This window comes from Streptomyces sp. NPDC048002 (genome assembly GCF_040653275.1).
In the GTDB taxonomy this organism is placed as follows: Bacteria; Actinomycetota; Actinomycetes; order Streptomycetales; family Streptomycetaceae; genus Streptomyces.
This window is the reverse complement of sequence record NZ_JBEZNL010000006.1, coordinates 129,183-141,149: the sequence shown is the minus strand read 5'-3', so window position 1 is coordinate 141,149 and position 11,967 is coordinate 129,183. Positions and strand designations below refer to the sequence as shown.

12 protein-coding genes are annotated in these 11,967 nt (G+C 69.3%); 5 read left to right on the top strand and 7 right to left on the bottom strand.

Translation table 11 applies throughout. From position 1 onward, the window contains the following. Positions 1–90: 90 nt before the first annotated feature. Positions 91–1,083: a DNA cytosine methyltransferase gene (locus AB0E07_RS11235; RefSeq protein WP_362248610.1), complete on the top strand. Its 993-nt coding sequence runs from the start codon at positions 91–93 to the stop codon at positions 1,081–1,083. Between the two features lie 95 nt (positions 1,084–1,178). Continuing rightward, positions 1,179–2,423, top strand: coding sequence for a DNA cytosine methyltransferase (locus tag AB0E07_RS11230; protein ID WP_362248607.1), 1,245 nt, complete (start codon positions 1,179–1,181; stop codon positions 2,421–2,423). On the opposite strand, the gene AB0E07_RS11225 is transcribed toward AB0E07_RS11230, so the two are convergent. The 4 genes from AB0E07_RS11225 to AB0E07_RS11210 form a co-directional block, all read right to left on the bottom strand. Next, positions 2,412–3,338 carry a DUF6339 family protein gene (locus AB0E07_RS11225; RefSeq protein ID WP_362248603.1) on the bottom strand — a complete coding sequence of 309 codons (927 nt, stop codon included), beginning with the start codon at positions 3,336–3,338 and terminating at the stop codon, positions 2,412–2,414. The genes AB0E07_RS11230 and AB0E07_RS11225 overlap by 12 nt on opposite strands. Further along, the gene (locus tag AB0E07_RS11220; protein ID WP_362248600.1) at positions 3,335–4,306 is read right to left on the bottom strand and encodes a hypothetical protein; all 972 of its coding nucleotides are present in this window, start codon (positions 4,304–4,306) and stop codon (positions 3,335–3,337) included. The genes AB0E07_RS11225 and AB0E07_RS11220 overlap by 4 nt, the downstream gene beginning before the upstream one ends. After that, entirely contained in the window at positions 4,303–6,333 is a 2,031-nt protein-coding gene (locus AB0E07_RS11215; protein ID WP_362248596.1) for a helix-turn-helix transcriptional regulator, read from the bottom strand. The genes AB0E07_RS11220 and AB0E07_RS11215 overlap by 4 nt, the downstream gene beginning before the upstream one ends. A 180-nt stretch (positions 6,334–6,513) precedes the next feature. Then, a complete protein-coding gene (locus tag AB0E07_RS11210; RefSeq protein WP_362248593.1) occupies positions 6,514–7,182 on the bottom strand; it encodes an ATP-binding protein in 669 nt (222 codons plus the stop codon). A gap of 218 nt (positions 7,183–7,400) precedes the next feature. Between AB0E07_RS11210 and AB0E07_RS11205 the strand changes: the two genes are divergently transcribed. After that, on the top strand, positions 7,401–8,249 hold the full coding sequence (locus tag AB0E07_RS11205) for a helix-turn-helix transcriptional regulator (RefSeq protein WP_362248591.1): 849 nt from the start codon (positions 7,401–7,403) through the stop codon (positions 8,247–8,249). A gap of 8 nt (positions 8,250–8,257) precedes the next feature. Next, positions 8,258–8,497, top strand: coding sequence for a DUF397 domain-containing protein (locus AB0E07_RS11200; RefSeq protein ID WP_362249059.1), 240 nt, complete (start codon positions 8,258–8,260; stop codon positions 8,495–8,497). Between the two features lie 53 nt (positions 8,498–8,550). Here AB0E07_RS11200 and AB0E07_RS11195 read toward each other — a convergent pair whose 3' ends face one another. Then, positions 8,551–9,048, bottom strand: a complete 498-nt coding sequence (locus AB0E07_RS11195; protein WP_362248588.1) for a peptidylprolyl isomerase — start codon at positions 9,046–9,048, stop codon at positions 8,551–8,553. Positions 9,049–9,310: 262 nt separating this feature from the next. On the opposite strand from AB0E07_RS11195, the gene AB0E07_RS11190 reads away from it, so the two are divergent. After that, the gene (locus tag AB0E07_RS11190) at positions 9,311–9,616 is read left to right on the top strand and encodes a hypothetical protein (RefSeq protein WP_351924594.1); all 306 of its coding nucleotides are present in this window, start codon (positions 9,311–9,313) and stop codon (positions 9,614–9,616) included. Positions 9,617–9,763: 147 nt separating this feature from the next. Here AB0E07_RS11190 and AB0E07_RS11185 read toward each other — a convergent pair whose 3' ends face one another. After that, positions 9,764–10,237: a carboxymuconolactone decarboxylase family protein gene (locus tag AB0E07_RS11185; RefSeq protein ID WP_362248584.1), complete on the bottom strand. Its 474-nt coding sequence runs from the start codon at positions 10,235–10,237 to the stop codon at positions 9,764–9,766. A gap of 180 nt (positions 10,238–10,417) precedes the next feature. After that, positions 10,418–11,827, bottom strand: coding sequence for a DUF445 domain-containing protein (locus AB0E07_RS11180; protein WP_362248581.1), 1,410 nt, complete (start codon positions 11,825–11,827; stop codon positions 10,418–10,420). Positions 11,828–11,967: the final 140 nt, after the last annotated feature.

The following is an 11,967-nucleotide window of genomic DNA, read 5'->3' as shown; positions in this document are numbered from 1 at the left end:
TGTGCCCGCAGGACGTCACGCACCGGTCCCGCGCCCTAACCTGGGAATCGCGCGATCGGTCGCGCGCGGCGGGTAGGGGGACGCACACGCATGCAGGAACACCGATTCACCGTGATCGAACTCTGCGCGGGAGTCGGAGGCCAGGCCCTCGGCCTCGAACAAGCCGGCTTCGACGTTTCGGCGGCGATCGACATCGACGCCGACAGCTGCGAGACGATCTCCCGCAACCGGCCCCACTGGTACACCGTGCACCGCGACCTGAAGCGCCTGGACCCTTTGGACCACGCGCCGCTGGACCACGCCGACGTGCTTAGCTGTGGTCTGCCGCGTTCTCCGTACACGATCGCGGGCAAGCAACTCGCCACGGTGGACAAGCGGGACACCTTGCAGGCGGTCCTCGACATGGCTTCCTTCGTGCGTCCGCGCGTGCTCCTCATCGAGAACATCCCGACCTTCGTCCGGGCCGACAAGTTCGAGGCCGAGCGGCAGAAGGTGGAGGAGGCGGTGGAGGACCTCGGCTATCGAATGACCTGGGGCGTGCTCACGGCAACGGACTTCGGTGTGCCGCAGCATCGAGCCCACGGCTTCATGATCGCGATGCATCCGGAGGATCTGGCCTGCTTCGCCTGGCCCGACCCGACCGAGGCTCGATGCCCGACCCTCGGGGAGACCTTGCTGGAGTCCATGGCCTCCCGAGGGTGGCCCGAGGCGGCGGAGTGGGCCGCCCGCGCCTGCGAGCCCGCACCGCTGATCATGGGCGGCGCCACCGGGCGCGGGGGAGCCGATCTGGGCGCCAGTCGGGCGAAGTCCATCTGGGCCCGGTGGGGCGTCTACGGCGGAAGCATCGGTGACGCCGTACCCGGACCGGACTTCCGGCTGAACCACGGGATCGAGCCTCGCTTCGGCCTCCCGCGCCTCACGGTCGACCAGGTGGCCCTGCTCCAGGGCTTCGCCCCGGACTGGAAGATCGTCGGCCGGAAGACCTCCGCCTACCGGCAGATCAGCCAGACGACACCACCACCCGTCGCGGCCGCCCTGGGTCACCGCATCGCGCTGGCACTGCGCAGGTCGCCGCGCACGTGATCGAGGGACGGTCGCCCCGACGGCCGCCGATCGTCCCGCTCACGGGCTGCTGGAGTGCCGTCCGCCCTCCGCTTGATCGCCTAAACTCTCCTCCCATGGCCAGCCTCTCGTCCGACCCCGCAGCCGGTGCCGTCCCGGCCGAATCGTCGATCACCGTGGTCGATCTGTTCTCCGGGGCCGGCGGATTCTCGGCGGGTTTTCGCGCCTACGAGCCCGACGGCCCTGGTTCCTCGCCGTTCCGGTCCATCGCCGCGGTCGAGTTCGACGAGGCGGCGGCGGCCACGTACGCGGCCAATTTCGGTGGCTCGCACGTCGCCAATATGGACATCGCGCTGTGGGACGCGAGGCCCTACGCGGGCAAGGTCGACGTGATCATGGGTGGGCCGCCCTGCCAGGGCTTCTCCGGCCTCCACCGGAACAACCCCGAGAAGCCGAAGGCCGACGATCCTCGTAACCGCCTCTGGGTGGAGTACGTACGCGTGGTCAAGGACATACAGCCCAAGATCTTCGTTCTGGAGAACGTGGACCGCTTTCTGAGCTCCCAGGAGTTCGACGGCCTCAAGGCGGCCACCGCGGAGGGCGGTCCGCTGGCCAACTACACGCTCCGTTGGAAGGTGCTGAACTCCGCCGACTACGGCGTCCCCCAGGCGCGCAGGCGGGCCATCGTCATCGCGACCCGCAACGACGTCGGGGAACCCCTGGAGCATCCGCGGCCCTCGCACTCCCGTGAGGGCGGCCCCGCCCAACCCGGCCTCGACGAGCCTGAGGACACGTCCGGCGAACTCCTCCGCTGGGTCCCGGTCGGCCCGACCGTCTTCGCCCGCACGCCCAAGGACGCACCGGACCTGGACCTCCCCCCCGACCGCGCCAAAGACCCGCTGGGCGTCTTGCTGCCCGGCCCGTTCAAGACCACCGAACTTCACATCGGGCGCAGTCCCACGGCGCTGTCAAAAGCGCGCTACAGGGCCATTCCCCCGGGTGGAAACCGACACGACCTGAGAAACAAGTGGGAAGTGATCGAGGGCGTCGACACCTATCTGTCGACCCCGAGCTGGGACCGGCACAACAGCGGTTCCGGCGATGTCATGGGACGCATGCACTTCGACCGCCCGTCCGTGACGATCCGCACCGAGTTCTACAAGCCCGAGAAAGGGCGCTACCTCCACCCGAGGAGCAACCGGCCGATCACTCACTACGAAGCCGCGTTGATCCAAGGCTTTCCAGCCGATTTCGAGTGGTTCGGAAGCAAGATCCAGATTGCTCGCCAGATCGGCAACGCGGTCCCGGTCGGCCTGGGCCGTTCGTTGGCCCAGGCCATCCACGAGCGCCTAAAAGGGTGAGTACGCCTTGTCGAGGCTGACGCCCTGGCTCGGCACGGCCGGCACCGGCTGCTCCTTCTCCCGCCCTCGAATCGGAGCCTCGGTGAAGAGCGCCGCGAAACGACGGACCAGGACGTCCACCGATTCGGACGGAATCCGGCCGTCGTCAGGACCGGTGGGCAGGTGGTCCAGGGGTACCGGGCCCGCGTTCTCGGCCTCGTCCGTCCAGTAGCGGTGTGCCCTTGCGTCCGGACCCTCGTCGGGAGCGAGCACGTCGTACAGGAGCGTGCTCGCCGCGGTGTTGATCGCCGTGGCCAGCCCGTTCACCTCACGGCCCGTGCCGACCACGCCCTTCTCCAGCAGGCGCACCACGGCCCGGGCCGTCGGCCGGTGATCGATGATCTCCAGGCGGAGAATCGTGTTCAGGACGTCCTGGTTTCCGCAGGCGACCCGAGCCGGCTCGTAGTCGTCTCCGTCCCTGAACATCTCGGCGGCCCACCACAGACGGGCGAAGGTCTGCTTGTAGTGCACACCGACGAAACGGTCGGCCGTCGCCCGCTCGCCTTCCTTGGTGTGCCCCTTGTGCCGCCACAGAACGTAGTCGGGGGCCACGACCAGGGCGAGGAAGTTCCAGAGCCCTGAGTCCGCCGCCTCGCGCCGCGTCATCCTGAGGGTCGCGTGCAGCCTGGGAGCCAGCCAGGCATCGGCCGCCGCACGATCGCCCTCGTGCCGCCGCGTCGCCGCGTCGATCAGCTGCCGCACGGGAAGGACGTTCCAGCGCGCCGCGGCCGGCTCTATCGACCGACTCGCTCGTACGAGGGCCACCCGGGGTGGGGGCTCGTTCCCCGAGAGAACCCCGTGAGTGAGGTGCTTGGAGGCGGCGATGTCCGACAGCCGAGCCATCTGCTCGGGGAGGTCCGTGGAAGAACGGTTCACAGTTGGTCGCCCTCCACGGCCCGGCTCATCGCCCGCAGCCCGTTGCCGATGTTCCTGGGTGCCTTCGCACGTTTGGCGGCCGCGTACTGGATGCGGGGCTGCAACTCCTGCCAGCCCCCTTCCGTGCGGCGCAGGTGGATCTCCACGAGGGCGTCGCCCGCCGACAGTTCGGGCAGGACGTCGGCCAGCATGGAGCGCAGCACTCCGTCCTTCCACCCCGTGGGCCACTGCGGCGATCCGTCGTCGTCCCACTCCAGGTCGCCGACGGCGGCGTGGAACATGGCCGTCCACGCCTCGGTGGCGATCTGCGCCGCCAACATGCCGCGCACGCCCTTCTCCACAGCGCTCCCGCCACCGCCCAGGAATTCGGTGAGTCCCTCGAATCCGGTGTTCAGATGGACGGTGGGCATGTCACCACTCGTCTCCACGACCCACGGAGCGTCCTGGAACTGATGCAGCCATTCGAGGGGTCCGGATCGGAAGTCCACCTCGTGAATGTTCAGTTCCTGCTTACGGGCGGGCGCACGCTCGTTGAGTTCGACGGACCACGTCTCCTCCGCGGTACCGATCACCCTGCCCGCTTCTCCGTCCACCGTGGCGACCACGACGACCGTGAGCGCGGCCCTCGTGTGGTGCGCGTCCCGGGCGAACTCTAGGCTGCCGCCCCAACCGCCTCCGCCCGTGGGCGCCAGCCTCCCCACGGTCCGCGCGTTGGTCGCGGCCTCGGTCAGCACGGCGAGGCAGACGACGTCCGTCCAGGGTCCTCCCGCCAGTTCTCGCTCCGGCAGCGTCGCCCGGATGTCCAGGCGTGCCTCGTCCCACGTGGACCGCTCCGCCTCGTGCAGAGCTACGACTCTCTGGTCCCGCGAGATCATCGTCAGCGGAAGGGCCCGGCCGTCGAGTCGGGCGGACGTGACCTCGAGGACGACGTCTCCGGCCAGGGTGCTGTAGGGGAAGACGATGTTCACGCCGTAGTTCCCTTCGCCTTCTGCAGATCCACGATCAGTCGGGCCATCCGTCCGGTCACGGGGTGGCCGGTCACGTCCGTCACTCCGCTGAAGGAGGCGCTGCCGGCTCCCGGCTCGAAGTACAGCGTCCCGTCCTCGACGCGACAGTTCTCGCCGGCGAGCAGCTCGGCCCAGGCGACGACGGGTCTGCCCCCCGATCGCACGTCGAACTTGGCCACGGGGGTCAGCGACCAGGGGTCCGCCCGCCTCGGCAACTTCACCTCGACCCTCACGTTCCAAGCGCCGCGCGCGTCGACCTCGCCTTCCACATGACGTACGACGGGATGCCTTTCCGGCCGACGTGCGCCCGTGCCGGGGGCGTCGATACGCAACAGTTCCCTGAGTACCGCGGGCCCACCCGTGTTCCGCACCTGGGGACGACCGACGAGTGTCCGGACCGCGGCGGTCATGTCCTTGCGGAAGTCCTCTATGCGCTGACGGGCGCCGCGGGCGTACGTGGTGACGAGATCCTCCGTCCTGGTCCAGTCGTTGTGCTCCGGTGGCTCCGCGGCTCGCAGGAATCCCTCCGCCAGTTCGGCGTCCCTGCCGCCCGATCCTGTCGCCCGGCCCGCGAGGAGGACCGCCTGAAAGGCGTCCGTGCTCAGGGGCAGGTCGGTCACACGACGCGTCATGACGGTCATGCGGTTCCCCCGCATGCAGACCAGCCGATTCGGCTCGCGGTCGTTGTCGTCCGCCGCCGTCACGAGCAGAACCGCTCCGTGCTCCGTGCTCGTTGCGCCGCGGCCCGCGCCCTTCTCCGGCGGCACGAGGAGCGGAACGCGCGCCATGGCGACCTGTGTGGTGTCGGTCCGCTCCTCGACCGCCTCACCGTTGAGGAAGGCTCTGAGCGCGCGGGTTCGCGCGGGTTGGTGATCGGCGGGATCGACCCGCTGCTCGGGGATGACGACCTGTCCGTTGCGGAGTGTGGTGACCGATGCCTCCAGCACCGGGATGCTGTCCCGTCCGGAGGTCATCGCGGCCCAGAAGTTGTCCGCGAGCGCTTTGACGAGCTTCTCGTGCATCTCCTGAAGGTTCTGGGCGTCGCCCGCGGCATCATGGGCACCGACGATCAGGAAGGACGTGCCGGGGTCGCGGTTCTCGCGTTTCAGGCGGAGGGACGCGACGGTCTCCTCGTCGGCCCACCACGATCGAGCCGTGCCCTGGCGTCCCGGCTGCGTCTCCGTCTCGCCGAACGCGGCGAGGCCGGCGCAGGCTCCCTCCGGTCCTTCGTGCCAGGGCAGTTCGAGACGACCGTAGAGACGACGCTCGGTGCGGCCCTCGTGGGGGGTGGACAGGGTGCTGTTGACCAGGACCAGCCCGAGGCGACTCGTGGCCCAGAGCGTGATCTTGCCCAGCCCGTACGAGCCGCCCGCTGTTCCCGTGCCCTTGTGGCTGTTGAGCTGATCGCGCAGCACGGCGGCGAATTTGCTGTCGTCACCGTGGTCGGCGCCGGTCAGCCCCGTGCAGTTGTAGTCGTCCACCCTCAGGAGCAGCAGCGAGTCGGACTCACGCATCTCGCGCAGTCCCTCGGCGATGACCCTGCCCACCTTGTGGCGCTGACTGGCGGCAGCCTCGAAGTGGGGTTCGATCGCTTCCCATTGGAGGGCGTCCAGAAAGGCTCTGCGGTACTCGCCCGAGAGTTCGTCGAGCGTGTACCGAACGCGCACGGGCCGATTCCGGTCGTACTGCTCGTCGAGGCTGTTCTGCGTGGCCTCGCGGGCGAGCACGGCGACATCGGCGTCGAAGGCGAAGGCGGCCGCGTTGCCGAACTCCCGGCCGCCGTCCGCGTGCGCGGGTCGGTGATGCCATCTCAGGGACGACGCGCCGGTGACTCCCGCGGCACGACGCAGAGCGGCCTCCTCGTCCAGACCGAGCACGGCCGCCACCGCCCTCTTCCTGTCCTCGCGCGGCTCGGCCCGCCCCGTGATCCAGGCGGACACCGCCGCAGGGGTGACGTCGAGGGCGTCCGCGAGCGCCGTCTGCGTCATCTGCCGAATTTGGAGCTGTCGCTCCAACCAGACGCCGAAGTCCTCTCTCCGATCGACCACGTTCCCGCCCCCTTGATCAATTGATCAATCAACCCAGGGAGCGATCATACTCAGGGATATTTGAAGACGGACGGGATCAACAAAAGCGATTGCCGAGCCACTTGAAAGGCAAAGTCCGCATTACTCGGTGGACTTGCTCTCCGGCCGGCTGAGCACTGTGCCAGCACCCGCTTCCGCCTCGAAGTGAGTCTGCGCCCGATCCAATACGTCGTCCACGTCATGTCCGTGCGCGCGAAGCCAGTGGAGAAGGTCGGCGATGGCCTTCACCACTGCGCCCTCCTCCACACGTGAGTCGAGTCGGTGCGATCGCGTCCGAGGGGGCCGATTCTCCTCCGCATGGGCCCGAAGAAGGGCGTCGGCTCGTGCCACCCCAGGGGTGTCCACGTGGCCGGTCGACGCGGAGAGCCCTGTCGCCAGCTCGCACCACGTGATCTTCCGGTCGGGGCGCAGCAGGACACCCCAGCGGTCGGCGACCGCGTTCACCAGTGCCATCCCTCTGCCGCACTCCGCCTCGGGGGCCGCGTCGAGGAGGGTCGGAAGCGCACGCGTGTCGGGGTCGTGCACCTCGATGCGGAGGTACGTGCCGCTCATCGAGACGGCCAGGGTGGCCGGGGTGCCGTGACCGGCGTGGGTGAGGACATTGGTGACCAGTTCACTCATGCACAACTGGGCCGCGTCGAGCGTGCCGTGCAGCCCCCAGATGCCCAGGTGGAGCCGTAAGACACGGCGCAGTGCGGCGACTTCCGCCGGTTCGGCGGTGAAGGCCAACTCCCAGGGCCTTCGCGACATGCACCCTTCATGAGTCACGAGGACTCCTCTCGTCGCAGCGACTCCAGACGGCAACCACGCGGCACCGAGTGCTCTCACGATGAAGTGCCGCGCACACCCAGAGTGACGAAGGCGTATCCCGTCCTGCAATGTGCAGGTCGGGATTCCCACTTATGAGTGATTGGCATCGACCACCCTCGGCGCGAGACTGAACGTCCGCTATGTGAAAGAGGGTTGGGATGGCCGAGTCACCGACGGCCCGTCGCCGGCGTCTGTCGATCGAGCTCAAGAAGCTCCGCGAGGGGAGTTCACTGACGTGCGCGCAGGTGGGTGAAGCCCTGGACTGGAGTGGCTCGAAGGTGAACCGGATGGAGACCGGCAGCGGCCGGGTCCAGCCCTCGGACATCGACGCGCTCTGCCGCTTCTACGACACCGGCGACGAGTTGCGCGAGTTCCTCAAGTCACTGGCGCGCCAGGCCAAGATGCGCGGCTGGTGGCAGGTCCACGGCACCGGTGTGCCCGAGTGGTTCAACGTCTACGTCGGCCTGGAACAGGACGCCACCACGCTCCGCCAGTACCAGTGCGAGGTGATTCCCGGCCTGTTGCAGACGGAGTCATACGCCAGCGAGTTGCACACGGCCGGTGCCCACATGCGCGCGGAGGACATCGCCCGCGCGGTGCACGTGCGCATGGAGCGCCAGACCATGCTCGGGCGCCCCGACGCCCCGGACGCCTGGTTCATCGTGAGCGAAGGCGCGCTGCGCCATGTCATCGGCGACCGCGCGGTCATGCGGGACCAGTTGGACCGCGTCCTTCGGTGCGCCGAGTTGCCCGGGGTGACCTTGCAGGTCCTGCCCTTCGACTCGGGCACCTACCCGGTCACCGGCTCGTTCACCATGCTGGGATTCCCCGCCCCGGAGGACCCGGACATCGTCTACCGGGACGGCATCACCGACGCCGTCTACCTGGAGGGCGAGCATCATGTCCGTGAGTACACCCGGGCGTTCGACGGGCTCAGGGCAGCGGCCCTCAGCCCCCAGCGCTCCCCCCGGCTGATCGAATCGATCTTGGAGGAATACTCAAGGTGAGCAGTGCAGTGTCCGGCGAACGCAACGCCCGCAACGCCCCCGAGTGGTTCACCTCGTCGTACAGCAACGGCGCCGGAGGTGAGTGCGTCGAGTGTGCGCTGAGCGACGACCACGTACTCGTGCGCGATTCCAAGACAGCCGGCGGTCCGGTGCTCACTTCGCAACGCGGGCCCTGGCAGACCTTTATACGCGGGGTCGCGCGGGGACCCTTCCGAATACCGGTGGGGCAAGGTCACTGCCCGGAGTGAAGAAGGCCGGGGTGCTCGTGCGCACCCCGGCCGTCGGCGTCACGTACCGTCCGTCAGAGCTGGCCCGACTCCGAGATCGTGATCTTCGCCGCAGTGCGGCCGCTGTCCGAGCCGAGCGCCTCGATCTTCTTGACGAGCTTCATGCTGTCCTCGTCGGCGACCTCGCCGAAGACGACGTGCTTGCCGTCCAGCCAGCCCGTCACGATCGTCGTGATGAAGAACTGGGAGCCGTTGGTGTTCGGGCCCGCGTTCGCCATGGAGAGCAGACCCGGGCGGTCGTGCTTGAGCTTGAAGTTCTCGTCCGCGAACTTCTCGCCGTAGATGCTCTTGCCGCCGGTGCCGTTGCCGGCGGTGAAGTCGCCGCCCTGGAGCATGAAGGCGGGGATGACACGGTGGAAGGAGGACCCGGCGTAGCCGAAGCCCTTCTCGCCCGTGGCGAGGGCGCGGAAGTTCTCCGCCGTCTTCGGGACGACGTCCTCGAAGAGGTTGAAGTTGATGCGCCCGGCGGGCTCGTCGTTGATGGTGATGTCGAAGTAGACCTTGGTAGTCATACCCCCCATCCTGCACCCTCCGGCGGGGTGCCACCGTCGCAGGGCCTCGGGAAGGGGTGCGGAGCACCCTCGCAGCCCGCCTTCGCACGGAACGACTCGCACGCGCATTCGAGAGCGCCGAAAGGGCACAGGCAGCCCTGTGGGGGCCTGCCGGGCCCCTCGACCCGTTGTCGAGCGTGCCGACTAGCCTCGTACACCGTAGTCACGGGTAGTCACACCAGCGCGCGCCCCCGCGGCGCGCGACGGCAGGAGGCAGGCGGACATGGCGAGGATTCCCAGCGCGGTCATCGCGGCCGGCGGGCTGGTCGGCGGGTACGGCGTGGCCCGGTGGACGAAGAAGCGGCCGCTCGGCGGTGCCGTGCTCGCCGCCGCCGGGGCGGCCGCGGCGCAGCAGTGGCGGCAGCGGGCCGGCGGCCCGGCCGCGGGCGCGCTGACCGCGGCCTACGTGGCGGCCTTCGCCGGGTCCCACCCGCTGGCCAAGAAGGTCGGCGCCTGGCCGGCCGTCGTCGGCGTGGCCGGTGCCGTCGCCCTCGCGTCCTGGGCCGTCGCCGACCGCAACGCGGGCTGAGGCCGACCACCCTCATCAGGGGGCAGGGGCGAACACAGAACGCCCCCGCCCCCGCCCCTGCCCGACGCCCGGGGCGACCCGGGCGACCCGGGCGCCCCCCGGCAACCCCGGCGACCCCGGCAACCCCGACGCCCCCGGCGACCCGCCTCAGCCGAACATGCCCACCTTGTAGTCCCCGGCCGGCTGCTGAAGCATCACGTTCACACGGTTGTACGTGTTCATCAGCGCGATGATCCCCACCAGCGCCCCGAGCTGCTCCTCGTCGTAGTGCTTGGCCGCGTTCTCCCAGACCGCGTCCGGGACGCCGCCCGCCGCGTCGGCGATGCGGGTGCCCTGCTCGGTCAGCTCCAGCGCGGCGCGCTCCGCCTCCGTGAAGACCGTCGCCTCGCGCCAGGCCGCGACCAGGTGGAGCCGCTGGGCGGTCTCCCCGGCGGCCGCCGCGTCCTTGGTGTGCATGTCGGTGCAGTAGCCGCAGGCGTTGATCTGACTGGCGCGGATCTTGACCAGTTCCAGCGTGGCGGGCGGCAGCGTCGAGTCGCCGACGACCTTCCCGGCGGAGTTGATGTGCCGGAGGAACTTACCGAGGACGGCGTTCTCGAAGAGGTTCATACGGGCTTCCATGGCGGGCTCCTCTGCCGTGCCGGGTGCCCGCGCCGTCGTGGGCGCCGACACCGTCGTAGGTGCTTACACCCCTATGACGAGGCGGCCCGGCGCCCTGTGACACGAGCGGATGTGGCCTGCATCACCATCACGGAAGGCCTCAAACGCCCCCTAAACCCCCCTAAGACCCCCCTCTCCCCCCTACGCCCCCAGCGCCCGCGAAACCGTGTAGATCACCAGCCCCGCCAGCGCCCCCACCACCGTGCCGTTGATCCGGATGAACTGGAGGTCGCGGCCGATGTGGGCCTCGATCTTCTTCGTGGTGTGCTCGGCGTCCCAGCCCGCCACGGTGTCCGTGATCAGGGAGGTGATCTCCTTGCGGTAGGTCGTCACGACGTAGACCGCCGCGCCCTCCACCCAGCTGTCGACCTTGCCCTGGAGCTTGGGGTCGACGGCCATCCGGGCGCCCAGCGACAGCAGCGAGGCCCGCACCCGCAGACGCAGCTCGCTGCGCTCGTCCTCCGCCGCCGAGACGATCATGGATCGTACGGCCGTCCACGCGGAGGCGATCAGGTCCTGGACCTCGCCCCGGCCGAGCACCTCGCCCTTGAGCCGCTCCACACGCGCGCGGGTCTCGGTGTCGGACTGGAGGTCGGAGGCGAAGTCGCCGAGGAAGCGGTCTAGGGCGCCGCGGGCCGGGTGCGAGGGCATGTCGCGCATCTCGGTGACGAAGCGCAGCAGCTCCTTGTAGACGCGCTCGCCGACCCGTTTGTCGACGAAGCGGGGGGTCCAGCCGGGCGCCCCGCCCTGGACGGCGTCCATGACCTGCTCGTCGTGGAGGACGAGCCAGTCGTGGGCGCGGGAGACGACGAGGTCGACGACGCGCTTGTGGCCGCCGTCGGCCACCACCCGCTCCAGCATCTTGCCGATGCCGGGGGCGATCTCCTGGGCGTCCGCGCGCCGGGTGATCGCCTCGCCGACCACGGCCTGCACGTCGGAGTCGCGCAGCACGGTCAGCGCGCCGCGCAGCGCGGCCGACAGCTCCGCCGTCACCCGGTCGGCGTGTTCCGGTTCGGCCAGCCAGGCGCCGAGCCTGCTGCCGATGCCGACGGACCGCAGGCGCTGCCGTACGACGTCCTCGGAGAGGAAGTTCTCGCCGACGAACTCGCCCAGCGAGACACCGAGCTGGTCCTTCTTGGTGGGGATGATCGCGGTGTGCGGGATGGGGATGCCGAGCGGGTGGCGGAAGAGGGCGGTGACGGCGAACCAGTCGGCCAGCGCGCCGACCATGCCGGCCTCGGCGGCCGCGGCGACGTAGCCCGCCCAGGCTCCGGCGCCCTCGTTGGAGGCCCATTTGGCGAGCACGTAGACCACGGCGACGAAGAGCAGCAGGCCGGTCGCGGTGAGCTTCATCCGGCGTACGCCGCGCTGCTTCTCCTCGTCGGCCGCGCTGAAGGTCGTCATCGCACGGACGGCCGACGCCGGGGCGCCGGTCTGATTGGCCGGTGCGCCGGGTCGGGAAGGCTCCCCGACGTCCGACGGACCCGAAGATCCCGTTTCATCAGTTTTCGATCGTTCCATCCGCTCCACCCGTTCACGATCCCCGTACACATTGTCCCTTCCTGACCGACTCCTGGAACGAAACGAGAGTTCCCGGCGTCTGACCGGGCGGGGGAGGACACTGGGGAACTCCACGGCCCAATGGGGGGTCTGTTCAAGTCCTCCTGTCCTCATGACGCATCATGAGGTGA

Excerpts from the sequence above, each read along its gene's own strand:
- AB0E07_RS11235 (WP_362248610.1), top strand. The coding sequence starts at position 91 with ATGCAGGAACACCGATTCACCGTGATCGAACTCTGCGCGGGAGTCGGA.
- AB0E07_RS11195 (WP_362248588.1), bottom strand. The coding sequence starts at position 9,048 with ATGACTACCAAGGTCTACTTCGACATCACCATCAACGACGAGCCCGCC.
- AB0E07_RS11190 (WP_351924594.1), top strand. The coding sequence starts at position 9,311 with ATGGCGAGGATTCCCAGCGCGGTCATCGCGGCCGGCGGGCTGGTCGGC.
- AB0E07_RS11210 (WP_362248593.1), bottom strand. The coding sequence starts at position 7,182 with ATGTCGCGAAGGCCCTGGGAGTTGGCCTTCACCGCCGAACCGGCGGAA.
- AB0E07_RS11215 (WP_362248596.1), bottom strand. The coding sequence starts at position 6,333 with ATGACGCAGACGGCGCTCGCGGACGCCCTCGACGTCACCCCTGCGGCG.
- AB0E07_RS11230 (WP_362248607.1), top strand. The coding sequence starts at position 1,179 with ATGGCCAGCCTCTCGTCCGACCCCGCAGCCGGTGCCGTCCCGGCCGAA.
- AB0E07_RS11185 (WP_362248584.1), bottom strand. The coding sequence starts at position 10,237 with ATGGAAGCCCGTATGAACCTCTTCGAGAACGCCGTCCTCGGTAAGTTC.
- AB0E07_RS11205 (WP_362248591.1), top strand. The coding sequence starts at position 7,401 with ATGGCCGAGTCACCGACGGCCCGTCGCCGGCGTCTGTCGATCGAGCTC.